Here is a 24,616-nt window from a genome sequence, read left to right on the forward strand (position 1 = left end):
TGCGCGCAACCTGCATCGTCTGTTAATTCCGCGCCTCGCGCCTGTGATCCAGGCTCACAGTTCTTCCGCCGCGTAGAAATTACGATTGATAATCACTCGCAACACTTGAGAGCCCCTCCCGCCCTTTCTGAGGAAAAATGCAGGTCGAGGCGGTTTATCCACAGCTGCGCGAGATTGGCCGTTGACACGATTCAGGTGGGGTCATATCAGACGCCCCTCGCGGCGACGTCGCCGTCACGCGGATGTAGCTCAGTTGGTTAGAGCGCCGGCCTGTCACGCCGGAGGTCGCGGGTTCGAGCCCCGTCATTCGCGCCACTTCTTCCTGAAATCTCAGAAAGATAGCGCAAAGCGGCCCTCGCCCGCGATTGTGTGGTGTACCCCACGTGCAACGCCGCCCGGTCCTCCGCACGCCCCCGGAAAAAACCAAAAATAGCTCAGCTTGACTTGGGGTAGTGGCGGGCGTCCGCTTTCCTCCAATGAGGGAGCGAAGCTATGCCAAAGGTACACGCGCCGGTTCTCGCCTTCGCGGCGGCAGCCTGTCTCTGGTCCGGGTCCGCCCAGGCGGCCCGCTACTATGAGGTCACGCTCAAAGGCGAGCTGGTCAACGAACTGGGCTACAGCCCATGGGAGCTAAACACCGGGGTCGATCAGAAACTCGCCCTGGGGGATATCGTCACGCTTACCGCGCGCTTCAGCGCTGATCGGGTGTTCGACCAAGGCGGCAGCGGTCTTGTCGCCGGCCTCTATGGCTTGCCGACCGATGGCGAGGAGTTCTGGCGCATCGAGGTCGCGGGACTGACCTGGAATTCGATCCACGAGATGTATGACGGCTTTCCGATCTACGTGGACGACGAAAATTACTACGCCGACCCGTCGATCCGCTTCTCCGGCGGGAAGGTGACCGGCGTCTCAGGCGAGATGGTGCCGACCTGGACCGACACCGTCCCGGTCTTCCGCCTGTCCGACTTCCGCATCGAGCCGGGCGAGGGCCTGTACGGCAACACCTACGGGACCCAGGGCTTCAAGGGGACCTGGGACTACGCCAGTTCCTCGGCGGTCATCTCCGGCGTGCCGGAGCCCGCGACCTGGGCGATCATGATCATCGGCTTCGGCATGACTGGCGCAGCGATCCGCGACACGCGCCGCCGGCGCGCAATCGCCAAAGCATAATATCGGCCGCGGGGGGCGGCCGCCCCGCCGCCCCCCCGCCGCCACGCCTAGGCCTCGCGCATCCCCTTCAGCGCCGCGCCCCAGCGGGCCAGCTCGTCCAGCATCGATTTGGCCGACGCCAGGTGAATGTCGTTGGGGGTGAAGCGCTTCTCCTCGTCCAAGTGCTGGCTGAACATCGGGATCATCACCTGCTCGGGCAGCGGCATGATCTTGAAGCTGGTCATCATCAGCTTCTCGGCCTGGGTGGCGCGAATGCCGCCCGAGACGCCGCCATAGCTCACGAAGCCGGCGACCTTGTTGTGCCACTCGAGCACCAGATAGTTCATCGCGTTCACCAGCGAGGGCGGCGGCCCGAAATTGTACTCCGGGGTCACGAACACGAAGGCGTCGGCGCTTTCGACGCTCTTGCTCCAAGCCTTGGTGTGCTCGTGCTCGTACTTGCGCAGCCGCGGATGGTGAGGCTCGTCGAACACCGGCAGCGCGTAATCGGCCAGGTCTTCGAGGCTGACCTCGAAACCGCCGTGCGCCTTGGCGTACTCCTCGAACCAGCGCCCGATCGAGAGGCCCACGCGGCCGGGACGGGTGGAGCAGACGATGACGTTAAGCTTCAGGGCCATGGGATTCTCCGAGCAACAGATGCGCCGCCACCATAGCCGCGCCAGCGCCGAAGTCCCGCGGCAGCTTTCCGCTTCGGCCTATCCCGGCGGACCGCGCTCGAACACGGGCAAGCCGGGCGTCATCTGATGCCAGGACGGCGCCTCGACCGTCCAGATGTGCATGCCCGGCGACAGAGCCGACGGGTCATCCAGTCCACCGAGCTTCACCGCCAGGAACGGCAGCACCACCGGATCGGAATAAAGCGGCGTCCCGCAGTCGGGACAAAAGGCTCGCTGCACGTCCTGGCCGCTGCCGCCTGGACTGGCGAAGGCCTTGGGAGCCCCACTCGTGACCTCGAAAGCGTCGCGCATCACCAACGCGACATAGTTGGGACCACCGCCCGAGCTGTACTGACATTGCCGGCAATGGCAGACCCCGACGCCCATCGGTGCCTGACTGACCTTGTAGCGGACCTTGCCACAGGCGCAGCCGCCCAGAAGTTCGCTCATCATCCCCTCCCCTAGCTCACCAGCTCGGCGCTCTTGGTCAGCACGAAATCGTTGGGGTCCGGCGCCAGCGTCGCGCGCCAGTAGTCGACCAGTGCAAACGGCCAATTCTGGCTGACCCGGCCGCTCTCGCTCTTGTACCAGCTGGTCACCTGAGGAGCGCCCCAGGCCATCAGGCTGTTGCCCGCATCCACCCGCTCGTTGAAGGCGTCGTGGACGTCGCGGCGAGGCTCCATCGCCATCGCGCCGGTCTGGGCCAGCAGCTTCAGGCAACCGACGATGTAGCGGACGCTGCACTCCGAGAAGAAGATGATCGAGCCGTTGACCACGATGTTGGTGTTCGGACCATAGATCATGAACAGGTTCGGGAAGCCCGGCGTGGTCATGCCCAGATAGGCGCGGGCGTCGCCGCCCCAGGTTTCGTGCAGATCGGCGCCGCCGCGGCCCTTGATCTGCATCGGCCACAGAAACTTCGAAGCGTAGAATCCGGTGCCGTAGATGATCACGTCGAAGTCGCGGGCCTTGCCGTCGGCCGTGACGACGCCAGTCTCAGTGATCTCGGCGATGCCCTCGGTGACGAGCTCGACGTTCGGCCGCTGCAGGGCGGCCATCCAGACGCCATTGTCGAGCAGCGAGCGCTTGCCACCGACCGGATAGGTCGGGATCACCTTCTCCACCAGGTCCGGGCGATCAGGCGCCTGCTCGGCGATGGCCATCGCGATCATGTCGCGGAAGCCCTGGTTCAGCTCGCTGACCGCGGTCGACGGGCCGTTCCAGCCGGGATCGGCGGTGACCATGGGCAACAGCCCGTCGGTCACCATCCAGAACATCCAGAAGCGGTACCATTTGTCATAGAACGGCACGTGCTCCATCAGCCAGTTCATCCCCTCGGGGACGTCCTCGTGATAGTGCGCGACCGGGAAGCCCCAGGGCGGCGTACGCTGGAAGACCGTCAGGCTGGCGACCTTGCCGGCGATCTCAGGCACGAACTGATAGGCGCTGGCGCCGGTGCCGATCACAGCCACGCGCTTGCCGGTCAGATCGACGTCGTGTCGCCACTCGGCCGAATGGAACGCCGGGCCGGCGAAGCGGTCCCGGCCCTTGATGTCCGGGAAACGCGGCCGGTTCAGCTGGCCGACCGCCGTGACGACGGCGTTGGCCTCGACATGCTCGACGCCTTCGGGCGTCTGCAGCCGGACTTTCCAGACACCGCGATGATCGTCCCAGACCATCTCCTCGACCGTGGTCGAAAAGCGGATGTGCTTCTTCAGGTCGTGCTTGGCGGCCACGCCCCGGAAATAGTCCAGCAGCACCGGCTGGGTGGAGAAATGCTGCGGCCAGAAGTGGTTCGGCTCGAAGCTGTACGAGTACATGTGATTGGAGGAATCGACCCGGCAGCCAGGATAGGTGTTTTCCAGCCAGGTGCCGCCGACGTCGGCGTTCTTGTCGACCACCTGAAACGGCAAGCCCGCCTGCTCGAGACGAAGGGCCGTCAGCAGTCCCGACATCCCCGCCCCGATCACCAGCACGTGCAGCCTGCGCGCGACGGTCTTCAGTTCGGGAGACCAGCTCGGGTCCTTTGACGAATGTCCGTCCAGCGCCAGTTCGTCAGTCAGGAACTCGCCATAGCCGTCGGGAATGTCGGCGCCGGCGACGAAGCTCATCATCTGCCGAACCATCTCGGCCGAAGGCGTCGGCGCCATCGGGACCTTGCCGGTCAGGTAGTCGGTGATCGCCGCCTTGGCGAGCTTGCGCATCTTGGCCTGCTCGGCTTCGGGAACGCCGGTCTCGCCGCGCGACAGCGGCGTGTAGGCCGGTCGCCACTCCGGCCGCAGCCAACTGGGATCGCCGGTAAGGTGAACGAGCGCGGCCGAAAGCGCCGGCAAGTGCGCCGTTTCCAACGCCTGGTCGAGAGGCCCGAGGTCCACCGCCATGACACGTCTCCGCCCTGGTTATCGTTGTTATGCGAGAAGACTACGCCTCTCGCCGCCCAGGGAAAGGGCGCCGTCGCGTCAGCTAGGCGTGAATGCGCACCGGCAGCGTTTCATAGCCTTTCACGAAGCTGGAGCGGACCCGCCGCGGCTCGCCGACCACCTCCACGTGCTTGAAGCGCTTGAGGATTTCCTCCCAGACGATGCGCAGCTGCATCTCAGCCAGCCGATTGCCGACGCAGCGGTGGATGCCGAACCCGAAGGACAGGTGCTGGCGCGAGCGCTCGCGATCGATGACGAACGCATCGGGGTTTGCGATGACCTCGTCGTCGCGGTTGCCCGAGACGTACCACATCACCACCTTGTCCCCCTTGCGGATCTGCTTGCCGCTCAGCTCGATGTCCTCCAGCGCCGTGCGACGCATATGGGCGAGCGGCGTCTGCCAGCGGATGATCTCCGAGACCATCGAGGGGATCAGCGCCGGGTTGGCCTTGAGCTTTTCGTACTGCTCCGGGTTCTGGTTCAGCGCCAGCAGCCCGCCGCTGATCGAATTGCGCGTGGTGTCGTTGCCACCGACGATCAGCAGGATGATGTTCCCGAGATACTCGTCCGGGCTCATATTCCGCGTGGCCTCGCCGTGCGCCAGCATCGAAATCAGATCGCCGGACGGCGGCGCATTGACTCGTTGGTTCCAGAGCTCGGTGAAGCTGGCCAGGCACTCCATCAACTCGGCCTGCCGCGCCTCCTCGGTTTCGCAGAGCGCCCCGGGCATCGGGATGGTGGTCGCCACGTCAGACCAGCGCGTCAGCCGCCGCCGGTGCTCGAACGGATAGTCGAACAGCGTCGCCAGCATCTGGGTTGTCAGTTCGATCGACACCCGGTCGACCCAATCGAAGGTCTCGCCGATCGGCAGTTCGTCAAGAATGCGCCCCGCCCGCTCGCGGATGATCGGCTCCAGCACCTGCAGGTTGGCGGGCGACACCACCGGGCTGACGGTCTTGCGCTGCACGTCGTGCTTGGGCGGATCCATCGCGATGAAGCTGGGCCGCCGCAGATCGGGCCGCGCATCGCGGATCGTGATCCCGCCCAGCGCCGCTTCCGACGAAAAGATCCCGTGGTTGGTGTCCACGGCCATGATGTCGTTGAACTTGGTGATCGACCAGTACGGCCCAAACTCGCTGTCGCGGCACCAGTGAACCGGGTCCTCCCGGCGCAGCCGCTCGAAGTACGGCCAGTGCGTATCGGTGCGGAACAGGTCGGGATCGCCGGGGTGAAACTCTTCCAGCGGCAAGGAATAGGCCCTGGCCTTGGCCTCGTCGGCCAGCTTCATGGCGCCGTCAGCCATCGCGCGATCTCCCTATGCGATCGACGCCTGGTCGCAGCTGCCGCCAGCGCCGTTGGGCCGATGAAAGCCCAATCCGCACCCCACGACAACAACCCATTGAATCCAAACTAAGTTCGGTTCTCAGCCATCCTGTCGGGCCTTCCAGGCCGCATAGAGCGAGGGGCCGTCACGGGCTATCGACTGGTGGCGAATGTCGATCGCCTGCCCCTCGAGCGGCTTGGCCATCTGGGCATACACCGCCGCGGTGGACAGGCCGAAGGCCTCGCCATCGTCGTTGGAGTAGCAGAAGCGCACCGTGCGCACGCCGGTCATGTGCATGGCTGCAAGACACATCGGACACGGCTGACCGCTGGCGTAGACGACGCAGCCGTCCAGACGTGGTGCGCCTAGCGCCTGCGCGGCCCGGCGCATGGCGGTCAGTTCCGCATGCGCGGTCGGATCGCCGGTGACGCCGATTTCGTTGACGCCTGTGGCGATCACCACTCCATCCTTGACCACCACCGCGCCAAACGGCCGCCCGCCGCTAAGGACATTGGCCATCGCCAGATCCACGGCCTGAGCCAGAAAGTCCGCGTCGCTCGCCATCGCTTCTACTCCAGACCCTGCGCCTGCCGGATCCGGGCCAAGACCTCGGGCGGCAGGGTCGCTCCGGAGGCGGCGAGGTTTTCGATCAGATGCGCCATTCGCGTCGTGCCCACCACTGCGCAGGAAACATTGGGATCGGCCAGCACGTAGGCCAGCGCCGCCTGCGGCGCCGTCAGACCTTCAAGTTGACCAAGGAAGCTGAAGCGCGCGCCCTTGGCGATGTCGGTGCGGTGGTTCTTGAGCGCCCGCAGCGCATACCAGATGTCTCGCGGCGCGCGCAGACGCAGGACCTGTCTGTTGGCGTGCCCCATGGCCAGCGCCATGCCCGCCAGCACGCCCTTGCCCTGCTGGGCCGCCCTGGCGATCAGCCCTGCGCGCTCGGGCCGCAGGACGTTGTAATCGACCATCACGACGTCGAACGCCGACAGTCCGATAATGTGGTCGATCACCGCTGGATCAAAGCTGTTGGCGCCGATCGCGCCGACCAGGCCTCGCTGCTTCAGCGACCCGAGGGCGATGAGCATCTCATCGTCAAGCTCAGCGATTGAAGGGCCGTGCAGTTGCAGCAACGGTAAGCGCTGGAGGCCGAGGTTGCGCAGGCTGCGCTCGGCGCTGGCGACGATCGCCTGCGGCCGGAAGTCTCGCGCCACCCGGCGGCCGTTGTGGAAGGTGCCGGCCTTGGTGGCGACAACTAACTTGTCGAGATCCCTGCCCCTCAGCGCGCGGCCCAGCCGCGGCTCAGCCTCGCCTCCCGAATAGGCGGCCCCGGTGTCGAGGAAGGTGACCCCATGATCGAGCGCGGCGTGAACCAGACCCACCGCCTGCCGCTCGTCGAACGACTTCTGGCCCCACCAACTGGCGCAGCCAAAGCCGATCTCGGAGACACGGAGGCCGGTCCGACCTAGGGCGCGGTAACGCATGGGGCTCGCGATGCTGTGCAAGTTCTCGTCCGGGACGGCGCCTAGAAGTCGCATTGGCGCGCGCAACGCCTGCGGTAGTCACCGCGTGGGTAGCCTCTCCAACGGCCGTGGCGCAAGCCCGCCCCGCCCGCAGCGCTCGCCCGAAACTGGCTGCACGCAACGGCTTCCGACCCGTCGACACCGTCACTCAAAGATAGGATAAATTTCGCCGAATAAAGTTATACTAGAATTAGAGCGTGACCAATGCGGTCGACCTGACAATACCAAATCCAATATTTTGCATTAATATGTTTTAACAAGCCAAACTATATCGCGCCTCTAATTCATTCGAATCTGGCACGCTGGCGACGCTTACCTCAGGTCGAAACCCCACAACACCATCGTATGCCTTGAATACGCAAACGACCGGTAATAGTAACAGCGTTATCCGATGTGGGCGGTGCGGCCAGCCATGCCGTAGGTCGGTGCGGGGGAAACGTGAAGGACGAGAGCCTGACGAGCTCTCGCGGCCAGGAGGGCTACCGCCGATGCGCGACGTGTTCCCGGACGCCGTCATCGCACTTATTCCGATGATGCGCGCCTATGCCATGAGCCTGACGCGATCCAGACCAGAGGCCGACGACCTCGTTCAGGACACTCTCGTGCGGGCTTGGCGCTTTCGCGCCGCATACGAACCCGGGACCAACCTCAAGGCCTGGCTCTACAAGATACTGCGCAACATCTTCTACTCGAACCACGCGCGGCGGCGGCTCATCGTTCAGGACGTCGACGGCAAACTGACAGCCCAGCTGGCCTGCACCCCCGACCAGGAATGGCAGGTCGAGTTCGGCGACCTGTTGCGCTCCCTCGACCGCCTGACCCCCGACACCCGCGACGCCTTGCTGCTGATCGTCGTCGCCGGCCTCAGCTACGAGGAAGCCGCTGAGGTCTGCGGCTGCGCCACCGGCACGCTGAAGAGCCGCGTCAGCAGGGCTCGCGCTCGGCTGGCCGAGTTGCTCGACTACGATCTGCCCGCGCGCCGCCACCTTGCGCGCCGCCCCATCCCGCCGCCCCAGGTCCCGGGCGCTTGAATGAACTCCCCGGCCGAGCCTGGCGTTTTAGTCGGCGGCTACGGGGCTCTCCACAGTTCGGATCCGAGCAGATGACCACAGCACCTTCCCGCCCCCTCCACCGCTTGGCGATCATCGGCGCTGCGATCGTCACGCTGGTCGCCGCGTCTCCCGCCCGCGCGCAGGAAGACATCTCAAAAAAGCTGGAACGCATCGAGGCGTTGCTGGTCGACCAATCGTCGCGACTAACCGCCCAAGAACGCCAGCTGGCCGAGCAGGCCGCCCTGATCCAACAACAGGACATGGAACTGCGGGCGCTGCGCGCAACGCGGGACGAGGACCTCGCGGAAATCCGAGCAGGTCGCGCAGCCGCCCCACAACAGGCCGCGCCGCTCAATCCGCCCCTGGGCCCCGCGCCGACCACATCGGCGTCCGCGCAGATGCCGCCGCGCCCCGTCGGGGAGGCCCCTCCCCCAGCGTCCACCGAACAGAAGGCCCGCGAGGTCGCCGCCATTCCGGAGCGCCTGGGCGTGCTGACCCCCTCCGGACGCTTCGTCTTCGACCCGACGGTGGAGTACGTGCGCTCCGGGACCAACCGCCTGACTTTCAGGGGCGTCGAAATCGTGCCGGGGATCAATCTTGGACTGATCGAGGCCGGCGACGCCGACCGCGACTCCGTGGTCGGCACGCTGGCCGCGCGCTACGGACTGACCAACCGCCTGGAGGTGGAAGCTCGCGTGCCCTACGTCTATCGCCACGACCGCATCACCACGGTCGCGGCGGCTGATCGGGCCGTCACCCGAACCATGGAGTTGGACGCCAACGACATCGGGGACATCGAGGTGTCCGGACGCTACCAGCTCAACAGCGGCGACAACGGCTGGCCGATCTTCGTCACCGGCCTGCGGGTCAAGTCCGACACCGGCGTCGGCCCCTATGATGTCGATTTTGACCGCTTCGCCGTCGCCAGGGGCCTGGCGACAGGCTCCGGCTTCTGGGCGACCGAGCTTGGACTGACGATGCTCTATCCGAGCGATCCGGCGGTGATTTACGGCGGGGTCAGTTACCTGCACAACTTCGCGGGCAACGTCGACAAGGCCGTCGGCAACAACATCTTCGTCGGCGAGGTCGATCCCGGCGACGGGATCAACGCCAGCATCGGCTTTGGTCTGGCCCTCAATCCGAAGTTCTCAGTCTCATTCGGCTACTCGCACCACTACATCTTTCCGACCGACACTGAGATCAACAACACGACGCAGAGTTCGAACAGCCTCTCGATCGGCGCCCTGCAGATGAGCCTCTCCTACCGCCTGAACCGGCGGATCACCCTGATCAACAGCTTTGAGTTCGGGGTGACCAGCGATGCGCCGGACATGCGCCTGACCGTACGCGCGCCGTACGCCTTCTGACGTCAGGGGCGCGCGGCGTCGCCCAGCGCCGCGCCGACGGCCTCCATCATCCGCATGCTGGCGCGCTCCTGAATCGCCGACTGCTGGAGCTGCGCGAGCTCGGGGATCGCCAGATCGATCTGGACCTCCTGGCGAATGTCGCGATTGCTGGCTGTGTTGACGACGACATTGGCGATCCTTGCCGCGCTCAGCTCGTGCAGCACCACGGTCGAGCCGCCGTCCCCGCTTACGGCCACGCCCGGTAACTTCGTGGCGCTGTCGGACAGGGTGATCTGGCCGCTTTGCCCCTGGCTTGCGAGCGAGGGAGCCGCCTCGGTCTGCATGGCGCCCTGATCGGTCCAGACCAGCTTCGTCTCCAACACCAGCGAGCCGTCGACGAAGGTCCGCACCGAGGCGCCGAAGCCGACCTCCATGCCGGTCGGCAGTTGGATCCCGCCGCGCTCGAGAGCCAGCTCCTCATCGCTCAACGGCGCCCCAAGCGCAGGCTCGGCGCTAACTGCGTCGACGCTCGCGACAAGACCCAGAAGAAGCGCTGCAAGGATCGAGACACACCGCATGGCGTCAGAACCCGGCCGGCGGCCGGTTCTCCCAGATCACCTGATAGAGCGGCGGCAGGTGCAGCGTGAGGGCGGCCAGCGAGTCGTCCGTCAACGGCTGACCGAACAGCGAGGTGGTGGCCGCGGCCCACTCGTAATCGGCGTTGTAGATGCCGCGGGCCGGCCCGGTGTGAATTCCGAACACGATGCCGTTCCAAACCTTCTCGAAATCCGCCTGACGATAGGACTTCAGGCCCAGCGCCGGATCGCCGACCAGGATCCGGCCGCCCCCGCCGCCTTTGACCACCACGAAGTGCTTGTAGGTTCCGACTGTAATCACCGCGATCGAGGGCCACTTTGCATGCACCAGGGCGTCGGCGTCGATGCGATAGCCGTCGGCCTTGTACCCGCGCGCCGCGAGGTAGCGCTTCATATCTAGCAGCGAGAAGCCGACTTTCTGGATCTGGGCCCGGTCGCCCTCGGCGTACATCGCCTTGAAGATGTCGGCCTCGGCGACATCGACGCCGTAGTGGTAGCGTAGCAGGGTCGCCAGCGCCGCCGACCCACAGCTGTAGTCGTACTGCTGGCGTACGACGGTCCTGAAGGGCATGTCCCGGAGGGTCGTCACACGATCCAGGGCGAACAACGCTCCACCGTCGGTGAAGGCGATCTGGGCGGCGGCCGGACCCGCGAATGCGCAGATGCCGGCGATCGCCGCAAACAGGACCTGTCGACTCCGAACCGGCATGGCGTTGGCCTACGGTCCGCCCAGGGTGGCGATATTGACGCTGATCACGCCCTGCAGATTGTTGTTGTTGCCGGTGTTGACGACGAAATTGCCGATGCCGGAGTAGTCGCCGGTCGAGAAATCGACGTTGCCCGTGGCGACCTGATCGGCTTGGACCGATCCCGAATTACTAGCCGAAAGCTGCTGGTTCGAGAGCGCCTCAACGACCACGGACTGTCCGCCGCTGATGGCCCCGAGTTCTGCATCGCCCATCGGGGCCACATCCAGCTCCTCGGCCGCGGCCAGCGCTTTCGCAGGTGGCGCGTCTTCGGCCATGACTGCGCTGGAAACGCCAAAGGCGGCCAAGGCGACGAGGCCTCCGAACTTCCAGTTCGACATCGCTCCCTCCAAATCCCCAGAACCTCGAACGCGAGTACGGGCCGGCGCCCAGGGACGGACGCCGGCCCGGGTACGCTTACGGAGCGCCGAAGCTGATGTTGGCGTTCGCCGAGAGCGACGTCGCAGCCTGGCCTTGCGAGTTGATGCCGGAGTTGGCGTTCGCGGTCTGGATCCCACCAAACGCCGCGCCGTCGAACGACGCATTGCCGGTGGTGATGGAGCCCGTCGCGCCGTCGCCGCCCGTGTTGGAGACCGGAGAGCCGGTCACCGTACCGCTGAGTGTCTGGGTCGACACGGCGGAGTAGGTCGAAGTCGTCGAATTATCCGAGTTGTCCGAGTTATCGGAGTTGTCGGTCGTCGAACTGTTCGAGTTGTCCGAGCTGTTCGAGTTATCCGAATTGTTGGAGTTGTCGGAATTATTCGAGTTGTCAGTCGTTGAATTGTTCGAGTTGTCTGAGTTGTCTGAATTATCCGAGTTGTTGGAGTTGTCCGTCGTCGAATTGTTCGAATTGTCCGTCGTGGAGCTATTCGAATTATCGGTGGTCGCTTGGTTCACCGTCGCCGTCGACGTGTTATCGGCCGTCGTATTGTCGACCTGCGCGATAGCCATGGTGCTCATGCCGAGGCCGATCACCAGCGCGGCAGCCGATGTGAGAAGCTTGGATCTCATAGGGTCACCCTCCCAGGGTCGTTAGTGTCTCTGGAGGCGCCTTGTCCTCCGGCCGCCAGAACCGTCGGGGCGCCCGGAGAGTTCGGATCACATGGCCGTGAACCCGATTTGTGAGACGAGAGCGGTCCTCGTCAGGGAAGGTGGTGGGCGGCGAGGGGTTCGAACCCCCGACCCCCTGGGTGTAAACCAGGTGCTCTGACCAGCTGAGCTAGCCGCCCTCATAGAATGCGAAAAAGGGCGACCTCCACGCCGGGAGGCCGCCCTTGAACGAAAACCGCGTGGGCGGTCCTTAGTTCAGCGAACCCTTGAGGCCTTCGCCGACGCGGAAACGCGCCGTCTTCGAAGCCGGACGGCTCACCGTCTCGCCGGTGCGCGGGTTGCGCGCGGTGCCCGCCGCGCGGGTCACCGGCACGAAGCTGCCGAAACCGACGAGCCGGACTTCTTGGCCCTCCTTCAGCGACGCAGTGACGCTTTCGATGAACGCTTCCAGAGCGTCCTTCGCCTGCGCCTTGTTCAGGCCCGCCTTGTCGGCAATCGCCGTGACGAGTTCGGCCTTGGTCATTTCTTGTCTCTCCCAGCCCGTTATCTCAAACCGCGAACCTCTCGCGGAAGCGCGAGGCTGCTTCGCGTTGCGCGATTATGGCGGCCGATTCTCGCTCGTCAAACAAAGGCGGCGCGGAGAGACCCCGCGCCGCCTTATTTTTTCTCAGTTTTCCACCGTTTAGTGGGTGATCATGGCCTCATCCGAGCCGTCATCAGCCGCGACCGATACCGCCGGTTGGTCGGCCGGGTTCCATTCGATCGGCGTGAGGGGCTGAATCAGCGCCCGGGCAAGGACTTCATCGACATTGGAGACCGGCACGATCTCCAGCGCCGACTTCACGTTGTCCGGGATGTCAGCCAGATCCTTCACGTTCTCCTGCGGGATCAGCACGGTCTTGACGCCGGAGCGCAGAGCCGCGAGCAGCTTTTCCTTCAGGCCGCCGATGGCCGTCACCCTGCCCCGCAGCGTGACTTCGCCAGTCATGGCGATGTCCTTGCGGATCGGGATGCCGGTCAGCACCGAGACGATGGCCGTGGCCATGGCCGCGCCGGCGGACGGGCCGTCCTTGGGCGTGGCGCCGTCCGGCACGTGGATGTGCACGTCGGTCTTCTCGAAGATCGGCGGCTCGATGCCGAAGTGCGTCGCGCGGCTGCGGACATAGCTGGCCGCCGCCTGGATCGACTCCTTCATGACGTCCTTGAGGTTGCCCGTGATGGACATCCGGCCCTTGCCCGGCATCTTGACCGCTTCGATGGTCAGGATGTCGCCGCCGAACTCGGTGTAGGCCAGACCGGTGATGATCCCGACCTGATCCTCCTCGTCCGTCTCGCCGTAGCGGTATTTTTGCACGCCCGCGTACTTGGCCAGCCGCTCGTCGTCGACCGTGATCGAGGTGACGTTTTCACGACCCAGATCCCGGACCACCTTTCGCGCCAGGTTGCCCAGTTCCCGCTCCAGCGAGCGAACACCGGCTTCCCGCGTGTAGTAGCGGATCAGGTCGCGAATGGTCTCGGTCGGCACCACGAACTCCTCAGCCGTCAGGCCATGGTCCTTGGTCTGCTTGGGCAGGATGTGGCGCTTGGCGATCTCGACCTTCTCATCCTCGGTGTAGCCAGGGATGCGGATGATCTCCATCCGGTCCAGCAGCGGCTGAGGCATGTTCAGGCTGTTGGCGGTGGTGACGAACATCACCGGCGACAGGTCGTAGTCGACCTCCAGGTAGTGGTCGCCGAACGTCGAGTTCTGCGCCGGATCCAGCACTTCAAGCAGGGCCGAGGCCGGGTCGCCCCGGTAGTCCGAGCCCATCTTGTCGATCTCGTCGAGCAGGAAGAAGGCGTTGGTGGACTTGGCCTTCTTCATCGACTGGATGATCTTGCCAGGCATCGAACCGATATAGGTCCGGCGGTGACCGCGGATCTCGGCTTCGTCCCGCACGCCGCCCAGGGAGACGCGCACAAACTCGCGGCCGGTCGCCTCGGCGATCGACTTGCCCAGCGAGGTCTTACCGACGCCCGGAGGACCGACGAGGCAGAGGATCGGGCCCTTCAGTGAGCCGACCCGCGCCTGCACAGCGAGGTACTCCAGGATCCGCTCCTTGACCTTCTCGAGGCCAAAGTGGTCGCGGTTCAAGATCTCCTCGGCCTTCACCAGGTCGATGGCCTTGGTCTTGGTCTTGCCCCACGGGATCGAGAGCAGCCAGTCGAGGTAGTTCCGCACGACGGTCGATTCCGCCGACATCGGGCTCATGTTGCGCAGCTTCTTCAGCTCGCCCTCGGCCTTGGTGCGGGCCTCCTTGGACAGCTTGGTCTTTTTGATGCGCTTCTCAAGCTCGATCAGTTCGTCGCGCTGATCGTCCTGCTCGCCCAGCTCGCGCTGGATCGCCTTCATCTGCTCGTTGAGATAGTACTCGCGCTGGGTCTTCTCCATCTGCCGCTTCACGCGGTTCCGGATCTTCTTCTCGGTCTGCATGACCGAGATCTCGCCCTCCATGAGGGCGTAGACCTTCTCCAGACGCTTCACGACGTTGAAGATCTCAAGCAGGCTCTGCTTCTCGGCGATCTTCACCGAGAGATGCGAGGCGATGCGGTCAGCCAGTTCGCCGGGCGCGTCGACCTGCGGCATGGAGGCCAGGGCCTCCGGCGGCACCTTCTTGTTCAGTTTGACGTAGTTCTCGAACTGCTCGACGACCGCGCGCGACAGCGCCTCGGCCTCGGGCGAGGCCGCGCCGTCTTCGGAAATGAAGGCGATCTCGGCTTCGTAGAACTCTTCTTGGGCGGTGAAACGGGAAATGCCGGCGCGCGCCTTGCCTTCGACCAGCACCTTCACGGTGCCGTCGGGAAGCTTCAGCAGCTGCAGAACCGTCGCCACGACGCCGACGTCATAGATGGCCTCGGGCGACGGATCGTCGTCGTCCTTGTCCTTCTGGGTCGCGAGGAGGATCTGCTTGCCTTCACCCCGCATCGCCTCTTCGAGCGCGCGTACGGATTTCTCCCGGCCCACGAAGAGCGGCACCGGTTGATGCGGGAACACCACGATGTCCCGCAGCGGTAGAATGGGAAGGGTCTTAATCTCGGACATGATGCGTTCTTAACTCCTGCCGGCCTGTTGGGGGATCAGGCTCGGCCCCCGGACCGCGGTCACTTCAGACGATGCGTCTGAGTCGGACGGCCCGTCCGCCTTTGAAGGCGGCTTATCGGCTCATTTATGTGGACGCTTCCGACCGCCATTCAAGCGCAGCCGCAAATATGCACACGATCCATCTAGGGAAGATGCCGCGCGATACTCAAGCGCCACCAGACGCGGAGGCGGCCTCTGCCGCGCTTTTCAACATTTCATCCAGAGCTTTTCGGTCGAAGTATTGCCCCTTGAGCACGACGCCGCCGATGGCGCGCGTCGCCATGATGTCGCCGAGCGGGTTGCGATCGAGGATCAGGATGTCGGCCGCCTTGCCCGCGGCGATCGCCCCATAACGGTCGGCGTGGCCCAGGAAACGCGGCCCGTTGATCACCGAGGCCTGCAGCGCGTGCAGCGGCGATAGGCCGGCGTCGACATAGATCTTCAGCTCGTCGTGCAGGCCGATGCCCGGATAGTTGAACGAGTTGAGGAACCCGGCGTCCGTGCCCGCCAGGATCGACACCCCGGCGTTCTGAAGCATCGGCACGAGCGAGGCGTTCTTCTCGTAGACGGCGTGACGCCGGGCGATCGCCGCCGCGTCGTCCTTGGCGGCACGCTCCACGCGCCAGGCATAGGTCGCCTGCAGGCCCTTGCCGATGTAGGCCAGGTAGGGGTCGTTCTTGTGGTCATCCTGGTCGAGATAGGCCGTCGCCTTGCTGCCGTTGAGCGTCGGCGACACGTAGGTCCCGCGCGCCGCCAGCCGGCGGAATCCGGCCATCGCCGTCGCCTCGTCAAAGCTCGCCAGCGTCCGGATTGTGGCCTCTGCGCCGGTAATCTTGCCGCTCGCGACGTCGGCTGCGATCTGCGCCTCCTGCGGCGAGCCCATCCGCAGCGCATAGCCCATGTGCTCGATCGAGCTGAGCCCGGCCTCGCTGGCCGTATCGACGGTGATCGCAGCCGGGATGTGAGCCGAGGTGATCAGGCCCCGCGCCTTGGCCTGCTTGACCGTGTAGATGAACAACTGCGGCGTCAGGGTGTTCTCGGTGATCTTCACGAAGTCCACCTTGAGCCCCTGGAGCTTGTCGAGCGCGGCGTCGGCCTCGGCTTCGGTTCCGACCTCGATCGTCCCCTTCCACATCGGCTTCACGCCCTCGATCTTGGGGCCGGAAGTGAAGATGGTCGGACCGAGCAACGCGCCGGACGCCACCTGCCCGCGCCAGGCCAGGACCTGCTCAGGCAGGTCGCCTGAAGCGTCGCGCACCGTCGTGATCCCGTGGGCGACGTAGAGCGGAAGCAGGGCCTTGTTCTCGTCGATGAGTTCAGTGCCGCCGCCGAAGTGCACGTGGTTGTCCCAAAGGCCGGGCATCACGAAGCGCCCCTTGGCGTCGATGGTCCGGCTGGCGCTGAACACCGCCTTGGCCTTAGCGGTCGGCTCGACGGCGACGATGGTGTCGCCGCGGACCGCTACGGCCGCACCCTTATCCAGCTTGCCGCTCGCCACGTCGATGATGGTCGCATCGACGATCAGCAGATCGACCTTCTCAGCCCCGTAGGCCGCGACGGAGCCGCCCATGAGCAGGGCGATGGCGAGAGGGGCTGCAAAGGTGACGCTACGCATGAAGACCTTCCGGAAAACTGAAGGCGTCGTGTAGCGCCTCGGGTCGCCCGCGTCCCCGACATATCGTCGCGCGTCACCCCGCGTTGAGAGCGCACATGAACGTCCCGCAGAGCTCGGCCTCGGGGTCGCGCCCGGCGATCCCGCGCCGCCGTGCGTATCAGTTTAGCTCCACATTGGCGTACCGGCCGTCGTAGTCGCAGTTGAAGCTGTAGGTCACCGATCGCGGCCCGACATCGGCGGCGACGTATCCCTGCACCGAGTAGCCCCTGCCCTGCGGCCGCGCGTAGGTGATCCGATCTATGCGAGCCCGACTGCCGTAGCGCGACGCTTGGCTCATCGCCTCGTTCGAACAACTGTCGACGGCCTGGCGCGAGTCCGCCGAGGAATCGCCGCCGTTGTTTTCTTTCGAGCCCGCCGCCAGCGCCCCCAGCAGCAGCCCGCCGAGCAGCAGGCCGCCCACGACCGCGGCGGTGTTGTCCTTGTCCTTCTTGCCGCTGTCGCCGCCGCCGTAGCGGTCCTCGACGCGGAAACGACCGCGGCAGCCACGGTCGACCCAGACGCCGCGCCCGTCCCAGCCCCAGCTCTGGTTCTCGATGCAGGCGCCGTTGTTGTTGCTGTACTGGTAGTCCAGCCAGACGCGCCCACGCGAGTTCACCGGGCAGTAATTCCGCCCGTAACCGGACGACGAGCAGTCGATGTACGAGTCCGCATAGGCCGGCGTGACTGGCGCGGTCCATAGACCGAGCACCGACGCCGCGATCATCAAGCCGACACGCATCCCCCGACCTCCGATGACGTTCCAGCGTCACCCTAACGCCAACAACTCTCCGTTGAGAATAGCGCTTGTCATCGGCCCACAATGGAATTCTCATCGAGATCGTAGCCAGGAGGGGTGATCGAGATGCGACGCGGCTTGGTGACGGGCGTGATCCTCAGCCTCTTTACGATCGCCGCCCCGGCGATGGCCGACACGCTCGACGATGCGGCCAAGCGCGGCGCGCTGAAGATCTGTGTTGTCGAAGGCGCCCCCTATGCGCTCAAGACGCCGTCGGGCCGCTGGATCGGTCATGAGATCGACATCGGCCAGCGCCTGGCGACGGACTTCGGCCTCGCGCCAGAATTCGTCAGCGGCTCGTATGCCGACGTGATCGGCCGGCTCAACAAGGGCGAGTGCGATCTGATCGCCGCCTCGCTGGCCATCGAGCCGGACCGCCTGCGCCAGGCTTGGTTCACGACGCCCTACAGCGAAACCGACGTCTCGATCGTCGTCGCCCGCAAGGCCCCGGTCCGCATTGCGGATCTCGACAAGGCCGATGTCGTCATTGGCGCGGTCGCCGGCGCTCCGGCGATCCTCCTGGCCAAGTCGACGCTGCCGGCCGCCACCATTGAGGTCTTCCCCGATCTGCTCGCGGCCGAACGGGCGCTTGAGGGCGGCGCCATCGTCGGTCTGGCGCACAAGGCCCCTATCCCCCGGCTGCTCGCGGTGAAGGCGCCCGACAAATATGCCGTGGTCGAAGGCGAGCCCCTGGCCCGCACCGCCGACGCTTTCGCCGTGCGTAAGGGCGACGCCGACCTCCTCAACACGCTGAACGGCTGGGTGGAGGCTCGCAAGCGCGACGGCTTCCTCGATCGCACCAACAACTACTGGCTTTCGACCCTCGACTGGACCGAGCGCCTGAAGCCGCGCTCGGCCGCCGGCAAGTAGGCTAGAGCTCGCCCTCCGAGCGCATGGTGATCGCCCCGACCAGCCCGGCGGCCGCCGCGGCGCACGCCGCCGCCGCCATGGCGATTTGGTAGGCCTGGGTCATCGCTTCACCGCCGGCCGCGCCGGGCGCCAACGCAAACCCCGCCAGAGCGACCGCCAGCAGCCCCCCGATCCGCGCGGTGGCGTTGTTCACCCCCGACGCCGCGCCTTCATAGGCGCTGGGAACTGCGCCCAGCACAGCATCGGTCAACGGCGCCACGGCCACGCCCATGCCCAGGGCCAGCAAGGTCAGGCCCGGAAAGACGCCGGTCCAGTAGGCGCCGTCCTGCGCGCTCCAAGCCAGCCCGGCGAACCCTGCAGCCGCCAGCAGCGGCCCAAGGGTCAGCATCGCCCGCACCCCGATACGCGCAGATAGGGTCCCGGCCAGGGGCGACAGCGCAGCCAATCCGATCGACAGCGGCAGCAAGGCGGCTCCAGCCTCCGTCGCCGGATAGCCGTGGACGCCGATCAGTTGAAACGGCAGCAGGAACAGCGCGCCGCCGAACGCCGCATATAGCAGCAGCGTCAGCAGATTGGCCCCCGAGAACGCCGCGCTCCTGAAGAGGTCCAGCGGGACCATTGGGCTGGCCGCCCGACGCTCGATCTGCAGGAAGATCACGAGCAATACAGCGCCCGCGGCGCCGAGCCCCCAGACCGCCATCGACGGCCCGGCGGTCGAGGCCTGGGTCAGGCTCCAGGTCAGGGCGCTGAGCCCCAAGGTGGCGCAGGCCGCGCCGCTCCAGTCCACGGGCCCCGTCGCCGGCTCGCGGCTCTCGCGGGCGCCGGCCAGGATGAACCACACCGCCAGGGCGGCCAGCGGGAGATTGATCAGGAATACGGCCCGCCAAGAGACCGCATCGGTCAGCCAGCCGCCCAACACCGGCCCGATCGCGCTCATCAAGCCGCTGGCGCCGGCCCAGACGCCGACAGCGCGTCCCCTACCCGCCTCGTCGAACGACGCACCTAGCAGGGCCAGACTGGCCGGAACCAAGAGCGCGGCGCCAACGCCCTGCAGCGCACGGGCCATAATCAGCAATGTCAGGTTGGGCGCCGCGCCGCAAAGCGCAGAAGCCGCCGAGAACAGCACCACGCCGACAATGAAGATCGTGCGCCTGCCGTAGCGATCGGCTGCAGCGCCGCCGGCCAGCACCAGCGCGCCGAGCATCAACGCATAGGCGTTCATGATCCACTGCGCGCCGGCCGCATCGCCGCCGAGCTGCCGCTGGATCACCGGAAGGGTCAGGTTCACCGCCGACCCGTCGATGAAGGCCAGGCTTGAGCCGAGCACCGTCCCGGCCAACACCAGGCGAGCGTTCAGCGGCCGCTCGGCAGGCTCGGTCGCTGCGACCACGCCGCGATCGCAAGGGGTTGCTCCGACCTGGCTCACCGCCGGCCCTAAACGAAAAGGGCCCCGCGGCGCATGTCCGCGGGGCCCATGATCATTGGTCGCTCAACCGCCTCAGGCGGCGCCGCCCTTGTCGCGACGCTCGGCATAGATGACCAGCGGCTGGGCGCGGCCTTCCACCACCTCGGCGTTGACCACCACTTCTTCGACGCCGTCATAGGTCGGCAGCTCGTACATGGTGTCGAGCAGGATGCCTTCCAGGATCGAACGCAGGCCGCGCGCGCCGGTCTTGCGCTGGATGGCCTTGCGGGCCACGGCCGTCAGAGCGTCGTCGGTGAAGGTCAGGCCGACGTTCTCCATGTCGAACAGGCGCTGATACTGCTTCACGAAGGCGTTCTTCGGCTCGGTCAGGATCTTCACCAGGGCGGCCTCGTCGAGGTCGTCCAGGGTCGCGATCACCGGCAGACGGCCGATGAACTCCGGGATCAGGCCGAAGCGCAGCAGGTCGTCCGGCTCCACCTGACGGAAGATCTGGCCGGTGCGGCGATCGTCCGGGTCCGACACCTTGGCGCCGAAGCCGATCGAGGTGCCTTGACCGCGGGCCGAGATGATCTTCTCCAGGCCGGCGAACGCGCCGCCGCAGATGAACAGGATGTTCGTCGTGTCGACTTGCAGGAACTCCTGCTGCGGATGCTTGCGGCCGCCTTGCGGCGGCACCGAAGCGACCGTGCCTTCCATGATCTTCAGAAGCGCCTGTTGAACGCCCTCGCCCGACACGTCGCGCGTGATCGAGGGGTTGTCCGACTTGCGGCTGATCTTGTCGACTTCGTCGATGTAGACGATGCCGCGCTGAGCGCGCTCGACATTGTAGTCGGCGGCCTGGAGCAGCTTCAGGATGATGTTCTCGACGTCCTCGCCGACATAGCCGGCTTCGGTCAGGGTCGTGGCGTCGGCCACGGTGAACGGAACGTCGATGATTCGCGCCAGGGTCTGGGCCAGCAGGGTCTTACCCGTGCCGGTCGGACCGATGAGCAGGATGTTGGCCTTGCCCAGCTCGACGTCGTTGTTCTTCGTCGCGTGGTTCAGGCGCTTGTAGTGGTTATGCACCGCAACCGAGAGCACCTTCTTGGCGTGGTCCTGGCCGATCACATAGTCATCGAGGACTTCGCGGATCTCCTTCGGAGTCGGAACGCCGTCCTTCGACTTCACAAAGGAAATCTTGTGTTCTTCGCGGATGATGTCCATGCACAGCTCGACGCATTCATCACAGATGAACACGGTCGGGCCCGCGATAAGCTTGCGGACCTCGTGCTGGCTCTTGCCGCAGAAAGAGCAATACAGCGTGCTCTTGGAGTCTCCGCTCGCGGCCTTGGTCATGCTCTTTTCTCACTCTCTCGACAACGCAGACCGTGGTCCTCGCCATCGTTCGGCCCGGAGGCGTCCCTGACGCCATCAGTGCAGGATACGTGCCCGGGGTTGTCTAATCCTTGACATTCCCCGATCCGAGCCACGATCACAAGCCTCTGACATAACTCAGTGACATTTGGCGGCGGGGCGCCCGATGGCGGGCATGTCCGAATCCCTAGATGGGATTGCGTTCAAACGGCGCAAGTGAGACGCCCTGGCGCGGAAACCGCCCCTCTCATATTGGTCGGGCCGAAGCCAGACGCGATGAGTTGAGTTGACACGCCTCAGTACGCGGCGTGTTGGGGGATATATGACCAAACGACAACTGCGCCGCATCGGCGGCTCGCAGGTGGAATCCTTGGACGAGCAGATTGAAGACGCGGGCGTGGTGGCCTTCGACTTCGACGGCACCTTGACCACCCACGACAGCTACACCGCCTTCCTGAAGTGGCGCGCCGGCCCGACGCGCTACAATCTTGGCCTGGCCAAGCTTGCACCGGCGGCGGTCTCATACCTGGCTCACCGCAACCGCGGGCGTATCAAGGCGGCTGCGACCCGCGAATTCCTCGCCGGAGTCTCGCGTGAGCGGCTCGAGGCCGACGCCCGCGCCTTCGCCGAGCTGATGGCCCCGCGGATGCTGCGCCCGGACGCCCTGCGCACCTGGCGGCGCTGGGGACAGCGGCGCGCCAAGCTGGTCATCGTCACCGCCTCGCCGGAGATCGTCGTCGCGCCCTTCGCCCGCGGCCTCGGCGCTGACCTGTTGATCGGCACTGAACTGAAATTCGATGCTCGTGACCGGGTCACCGGTAGCTTCGACGGCCCCAACTGCCGCGGTCCGGAAAAGGTGCGGCGACTGCAGGAGGTCTTCGGCCCCGACGTGCGGTTGCGCGCAGCCTATGGCGACACAAGCGGAGATCGTGAGATGCTCGCGATCGCCGACGAACCCGGCTACCGGGTCTTCCAGGAGAAGCCCTGAACCGCCCGACCACAGGAGGATCCATGACGTCTGTCGTCTCCGGCGCCCAGATCGCCGCCGCCCGCGCCCTGACCGGGGTCAGCCAGGCTAAGCTGGCGCTCCGCGCCGGCCTCGAGATCGAGGCGTTACAGGCCCTGGAGAGCGCCGGCCATGCGCCGCTGGATCTCACGCCCTCGATGGAGCGGCTGCTGGCGGCCCTGGATTCGTTCGGTGTGCTGCTGATCGACGACGGCGACGGGTTCGGATCGGGTGTCCGCCTCAAGTTCGGCCGCAAGCAGGCCCAGGCCATCGGCGCCTGGGAAGACGAAGGCGGGATCGTCGGCGACGACGACGTCCCCTGATCATGCGCTTCCGAGTTCAGAAGCTGATCCGCGACCGGCTGCCCGAGATCATGCGCGGTCAGGGGCTGGCGGTTTTCGACCGCCGGCTCGACGACGCCGAGTTCGTCTCCGCACTTGGCGATAAGCTGGTCGAGGAAGCCAACGAAGCCCGGCTGGCGAACCCGGACGAGATCGCCGGCGAACTGGCTGACGTCCTGGAGGTGGTCCACGCCCTGGCCGCGGCCCACGGCCTCAGCCTGCAGGAGGTAGAGGTCGCCCGTCTGGCCAAACGCGCCGAACGTGGCGGCTTCGACGCGCGGGTCTACAACGCTGCGGTTGAGGCGACGGACGGTCTGCCCGCGGCCGCCTACTATCTGGCCCGTCCGCTCCAGTACCCTCGCGAGGATTAGCCGGATGAAGCACGCCGGGACCAGCGCGCTTGACGACCTGGAGCCCCTGCTGGCGCAGCTGCGCTGCCTCACCGGAATGGTCGAGAAGAAGCGCGGCGTGTTCTATCGCCGAAGTCAGGCGTTCCTGCATTTCCACGAGGATCCGAAGGGACTGTTCGCTGACCTGCGGGCCCAAGAGGGGACGGACTTCGAGCGGTTCGACGTCACCGCCCCCGACGGCCGCGAGCGCCTGCTGGCCGCAACGGCCTCGCGCCTCAAGGCCTAGCCGACCAAGGCTCCACCTGGCCGATGATGCTCGTCGGGCGATCAGTGCGGATCGCGTCCAGCACGCCAGCGGAAATCTCGTCGTTTGTCAGCCAACGCGAACGATCGTTGACGATCCGAAAGCCGAGCACCACCTGCCGGAGCTGACAGTCCGCCAGGCCGTCGGCCACCGCAGCGGCCGCCGCCAGCCGATGCGGATGCGCAGGATCTGCCGTCCCACTGCCCAGCACCTGGAACATCCGTCCGCTCACCTGCTCGGCCAGCATCCGCGGCGCGGCGATCTTCAGGGTGTGGAACCAGGCAACAGCCAGATCGACCGGACCGTTGCGCGCGCTCGCCGCCGCCAGGGCGCGGCCAAACCCCTCGGCGTCGTGATAGTCGCAATCGAATCCGCCCGGATGCTGCGAAGCGTGACGCGACAAAAGCGAAAGGCGCCCGCCGTCACCGGCGAGCGCCTCCACAAGTCCTGCCAGCATGCCGGTCCCGCCCACGACGAGAACATGGCCCGGCACGGCGTCGGCCCTAGTCTTCGGCGCGACGTTCGATCACGTGGTCGACCAGGCCCCACTCCTTGGCCTCTTCCGGGGTCATGAAGGTGTCGCGGTCGAGCTTTTCCTCGACCTCTTCGTACGAGCGGCCGGTGTGCTTGGCGTAGATCTCATTCAGGCGACGCTTGGTCTTGATGATGTCCTCGGCGTGGCGCTCGATGTCCGAGGCCTTGCCCGAGTAACCACCCGACGGTTGGTGCACCATGATGCGGCTGTTGGGCAGCGCGATCCGCTGGTCCTTCTCGCCGGCCATCAGCAGGAACGAGCCCATCGACGCGGCCATGCCCATGCACAGGGTCACGACCGGCGAGCGGATGTACTGCATGGTGTCGTAGATCGCGAGACCGGACGTCACCACCCCGCCGGGGGAGTTGATGTACATCTGGATCTCTTTCTTCGGGTTCTCGGCTTCGAGGTAGAGCAGCTGGGCGCAGATCAGCGCCGACATGCCGTCCTCGACCGGACCGTTCAGGAAGATCACGCGTTCCTTCAGCAGGCGCGAGAAGATGTCAAAGGCGCGCTCGCCGCGGCTGGTTTGCTCCACAACCATGGGAACGAGGTTCAGCGCGGTGATCTGCGGGTCACGCATAAAAGGAAGCCTCTCTGAATGGGTCGACTCTGCGCGCAGAGCCGCGTTCCCCTCCGATATCGCGTGGCGGAGGGGCCAGCGCAAGGTGACCGATAGTCCTAAAGAAAATCCCTCCCGTTTCCGGGAGGGATTTGTGCGTCCGACTTAGGGTCCGACCAGCGCTTAGGCGCTGTAGCCTTCCGGCATATCGTCTTCCTTCAGAAGGTCGTCCTTGGAGACCTTCTCGTCCTTGACGGCGGCCTTCTCGACGATCAGGTCGACGACCTTGTCCTCGAAGATCGGGGCGCGCAGCTGAGCCTGCATGTTGGCGTTCTGGCGGAACATGTCGAAGATCTGTTGGGCTTGCGGGCCGTAGCGCATGGCTTCCTGGCGCATCGCGTCCAGCAGCTCCTGC

General features: G+C 65.6%; 26 protein-coding genes, 2 tRNA genes and 1 pseudogene. 9 read left to right on the plus strand and 20 right to left on the minus strand.

The genetic code is table 11. The features are described 5' to 3' along the window. The first annotated feature begins 238 nt into the window (after window positions 1-238). Window positions 239-315: transfer RNA gene (locus C0481_RS21190), tRNA-Asp, on the plus strand. Window positions 316-492: 177 nt separating this feature from the next. Beyond that, window positions 493-1,170, plus strand: coding sequence for a PEPxxWA-CTERM sorting domain-containing protein (locus C0481_RS21195; RefSeq protein ID WP_293407686.1), 678 nt, complete (start codon window positions 493-495; stop codon window positions 1,168-1,170). 47 nt (window positions 1,171-1,217) lie between these two features. Here C0481_RS21195 and C0481_RS21200 read toward each other — a convergent pair whose 3' ends face one another. The 6 genes from C0481_RS21200 to C0481_RS21225 form a co-directional block, all read right to left on the minus strand. Next, window positions 1,218-1,787, minus strand: coding sequence for an NAD(P)H-dependent oxidoreductase (locus C0481_RS21200; RefSeq protein WP_293407689.1), 570 nt, complete (start codon window positions 1,785-1,787; stop codon window positions 1,218-1,220). Window positions 1,788-1,865: 78 nt separating this feature from the next. Continuing rightward, window positions 1,866-2,276: a GFA family protein gene (locus C0481_RS21205; RefSeq protein ID WP_293407691.1), complete on the minus strand. Its 411-nt coding sequence runs from the start codon at window positions 2,274-2,276 to the stop codon at window positions 1,866-1,868. An 11-nt stretch (window positions 2,277-2,287) separates the two neighbouring features. Continuing rightward, on the minus strand, window positions 2,288-4,207 hold the full coding sequence (locus tag C0481_RS21210) for an NAD(P)/FAD-dependent oxidoreductase (RefSeq protein WP_293407693.1): 1,920 nt from the start codon (window positions 4,205-4,207) through the stop codon (window positions 2,288-2,290). Between the two features lie 82 nt (window positions 4,208-4,289). After that, window positions 4,290-5,549, minus strand: a complete 1,260-nt coding sequence (locus C0481_RS21215) for a cytochrome P450 (protein WP_293407695.1) — start codon at window positions 5,547-5,549, stop codon at window positions 4,290-4,292. A gap of 120 nt (window positions 5,550-5,669) precedes the next feature. After that, a complete protein-coding gene (locus C0481_RS21220; RefSeq protein ID WP_293407697.1) occupies window positions 5,670-6,134 on the minus strand; it encodes a nucleoside deaminase in 465 nt (154 codons plus the stop codon). 5 nt (window positions 6,135-6,139) lie between these two features. Then, complete coding sequence (locus tag C0481_RS21225; protein WP_293407699.1) at window positions 6,140-7,054, minus strand: aldo/keto reductase; 915 nt, start codon at window positions 7,052-7,054, stop codon at window positions 6,140-6,142. A 527-nt stretch (window positions 7,055-7,581) separates the two neighbouring features. On the opposite strand from C0481_RS21225, the gene C0481_RS21230 reads away from it, so the two are divergent. After that, entirely contained in the window at window positions 7,582-8,124 is a 543-nt protein-coding gene (locus C0481_RS21230; protein WP_293407701.1) for a sigma-70 family RNA polymerase sigma factor, read from the plus strand. A gap of 71 nt (window positions 8,125-8,195) precedes the next feature. After that, window positions 8,196-9,512 carry a transporter gene (locus tag C0481_RS21235; protein ID WP_293407703.1) on the plus strand — a complete coding sequence of 439 codons (1,317 nt, stop codon included), beginning with the start codon at window positions 8,196-8,198 and terminating at the stop codon, window positions 9,510-9,512. Between the two features lie 2 nt (window positions 9,513-9,514). On the opposite strand, the gene C0481_RS21240 is transcribed toward C0481_RS21235, so the two are convergent. From C0481_RS21240 to C0481_RS21280, 9 genes are all read right to left on the minus strand, one after another. After that, a complete protein-coding gene (locus C0481_RS21240; RefSeq protein WP_293407705.1) occupies window positions 9,515-9,979 on the minus strand; it encodes a hypothetical protein in 465 nt (154 codons plus the stop codon). A gap of 94 nt (window positions 9,980-10,073) precedes the next feature. After that, window positions 10,074-10,796, minus strand: coding sequence for a C39 family peptidase (locus C0481_RS21245; protein WP_293407707.1), 723 nt, complete (start codon window positions 10,794-10,796; stop codon window positions 10,074-10,076). Between the two features lie 9 nt (window positions 10,797-10,805). Continuing rightward, a complete protein-coding gene (locus C0481_RS21250; RefSeq protein ID WP_293407709.1) occupies window positions 10,806-11,174 on the minus strand; it encodes a hypothetical protein in 369 nt (122 codons plus the stop codon). Window positions 11,175-11,250: 76 nt separating this feature from the next. Beyond that, complete coding sequence (locus C0481_RS21255; RefSeq protein WP_293407711.1) at window positions 11,251-11,844, minus strand: hypothetical protein; 594 nt, start codon at window positions 11,842-11,844, stop codon at window positions 11,251-11,253. Between the two features lie 141 nt (window positions 11,845-11,985). Next, window positions 11,986-12,062: transfer RNA gene (locus tag C0481_RS21260), tRNA-Val, on the minus strand. Between the two features lie 71 nt (window positions 12,063-12,133). After that, window positions 12,134-12,406 (minus strand): HU family DNA-binding protein, encoded by a 273-nt coding sequence (locus tag C0481_RS21265; protein ID WP_293407713.1) that lies wholly within the window; start codon window positions 12,404-12,406, stop codon window positions 12,134-12,136. 159 nt (window positions 12,407-12,565) lie between these two features. Beyond that, window positions 12,566-14,965, minus strand: coding sequence for an endopeptidase La (lon, locus tag C0481_RS21270; RefSeq protein ID WP_293407715.1), 2,400 nt, complete (start codon window positions 14,963-14,965; stop codon window positions 12,566-12,568). Between the two features lie 205 nt (window positions 14,966-15,170). Continuing rightward, the gene (locus tag C0481_RS21275; RefSeq protein ID WP_293407717.1) at window positions 15,171-16,619 is read right to left on the minus strand and encodes an amidohydrolase family protein; all 1,449 of its coding nucleotides are present in this window, start codon (window positions 16,617-16,619) and stop codon (window positions 15,171-15,173) included. A gap of 157 nt (window positions 16,620-16,776) precedes the next feature. Next, window positions 16,777-17,397 carry a DUF3011 domain-containing protein gene (locus tag C0481_RS21280; RefSeq protein WP_293407720.1) on the minus strand — a complete coding sequence of 207 codons (621 nt, stop codon included), beginning with the start codon at window positions 17,395-17,397 and terminating at the stop codon, window positions 16,777-16,779. A 123-nt stretch (window positions 17,398-17,520) separates the two neighbouring features. Here C0481_RS21280 and C0481_RS21285 point away from each other — a divergent pair, with 123 nt between their 5' ends. Further along, complete coding sequence (locus C0481_RS21285) at window positions 17,521-18,324, plus strand: ABC transporter substrate-binding protein (RefSeq protein WP_293407722.1); 804 nt, start codon at window positions 17,521-17,523, stop codon at window positions 18,322-18,324. A gap of 1 nt (window position 18,325) precedes the next feature. Here the strand turns inward: C0481_RS21285 and C0481_RS21290 are convergent, their stop codons facing one another. Next, window positions 18,326-19,714, minus strand: coding sequence for a DHA2 family efflux MFS transporter permease subunit (locus C0481_RS21290; RefSeq protein WP_293407724.1), 1,389 nt, complete (start codon window positions 19,712-19,714; stop codon window positions 18,326-18,328). Between the two features lie 108 nt (window positions 19,715-19,822). After that, the gene (gene clpX / locus C0481_RS21295; RefSeq protein WP_056018555.1) at window positions 19,823-21,085 is read right to left on the minus strand and encodes an ATP-dependent Clp protease ATP-binding subunit ClpX; all 1,263 of its coding nucleotides are present in this window, start codon (window positions 21,083-21,085) and stop codon (window positions 19,823-19,825) included. 340 nt (window positions 21,086-21,425) lie between these two features. On the opposite strand from clpX, the gene C0481_RS21300 reads away from it, so the two are divergent. Genes C0481_RS21300 through C0481_RS21315 form a run of 4 tightly spaced genes read left to right on the plus strand, consistent with a single transcriptional unit; the run spans window position 21,426 to window position 23,086 of the window. Further along, window positions 21,426-22,091, plus strand: a complete 666-nt coding sequence (locus C0481_RS21300; RefSeq protein WP_293407727.1) for an HAD-IB family hydrolase — start codon at window positions 21,426-21,428, stop codon at window positions 22,089-22,091. Between the two features lie 23 nt (window positions 22,092-22,114). Then, window positions 22,115-22,432 carry a helix-turn-helix domain-containing protein gene (locus C0481_RS21305; protein ID WP_293407730.1) on the plus strand — a complete coding sequence of 106 codons (318 nt, stop codon included), beginning with the start codon at window positions 22,115-22,117 and terminating at the stop codon, window positions 22,430-22,432. Between the two features lie 2 nt (window positions 22,433-22,434). Then, complete coding sequence (locus C0481_RS21310; protein ID WP_293407732.1) at window positions 22,435-22,821, plus strand: nucleoside triphosphate pyrophosphohydrolase; 387 nt, start codon at window positions 22,435-22,437, stop codon at window positions 22,819-22,821. Window positions 22,822-22,825: 4 nt separating this feature from the next. After that, a complete protein-coding gene (locus C0481_RS21315; RefSeq protein WP_293407734.1) occupies window positions 22,826-23,086 on the plus strand; it encodes a hypothetical protein in 261 nt (86 codons plus the stop codon). Here C0481_RS21315 and C0481_RS21320 read toward each other — a convergent pair. From C0481_RS21320 to C0481_RS21330, 3 genes and pseudogenes are all read right to left on the minus strand, one after another. Continuing rightward, complete coding sequence (locus C0481_RS21320; RefSeq protein WP_293407736.1) at window positions 23,076-23,561, minus strand: hypothetical protein; 486 nt, start codon at window positions 23,559-23,561, stop codon at window positions 23,076-23,078. The genes C0481_RS21315 and C0481_RS21320 overlap by 11 nt on opposite strands. Window positions 23,562-23,607: 46 nt before the next feature. Beyond that, window positions 23,608-24,222 (minus strand): ATP-dependent Clp protease proteolytic subunit, encoded by a 615-nt coding sequence (locus C0481_RS21325; RefSeq protein WP_293407738.1) that lies wholly within the window; start codon window positions 24,220-24,222, stop codon window positions 23,608-23,610. Between the two features lie 162 nt (window positions 24,223-24,384). Next, a pseudogene (locus C0481_RS21330) lies at window positions 24,385-24,616 on the minus strand (trigger factor); the annotation flags it as partial.

Source organism: Phenylobacterium sp. (genome assembly GCF_013822795.1).
Taxonomy (GTDB): domain Bacteria; phylum Pseudomonadota; class Alphaproteobacteria; order Caulobacterales; family Caulobacteraceae; genus Phenylobacterium.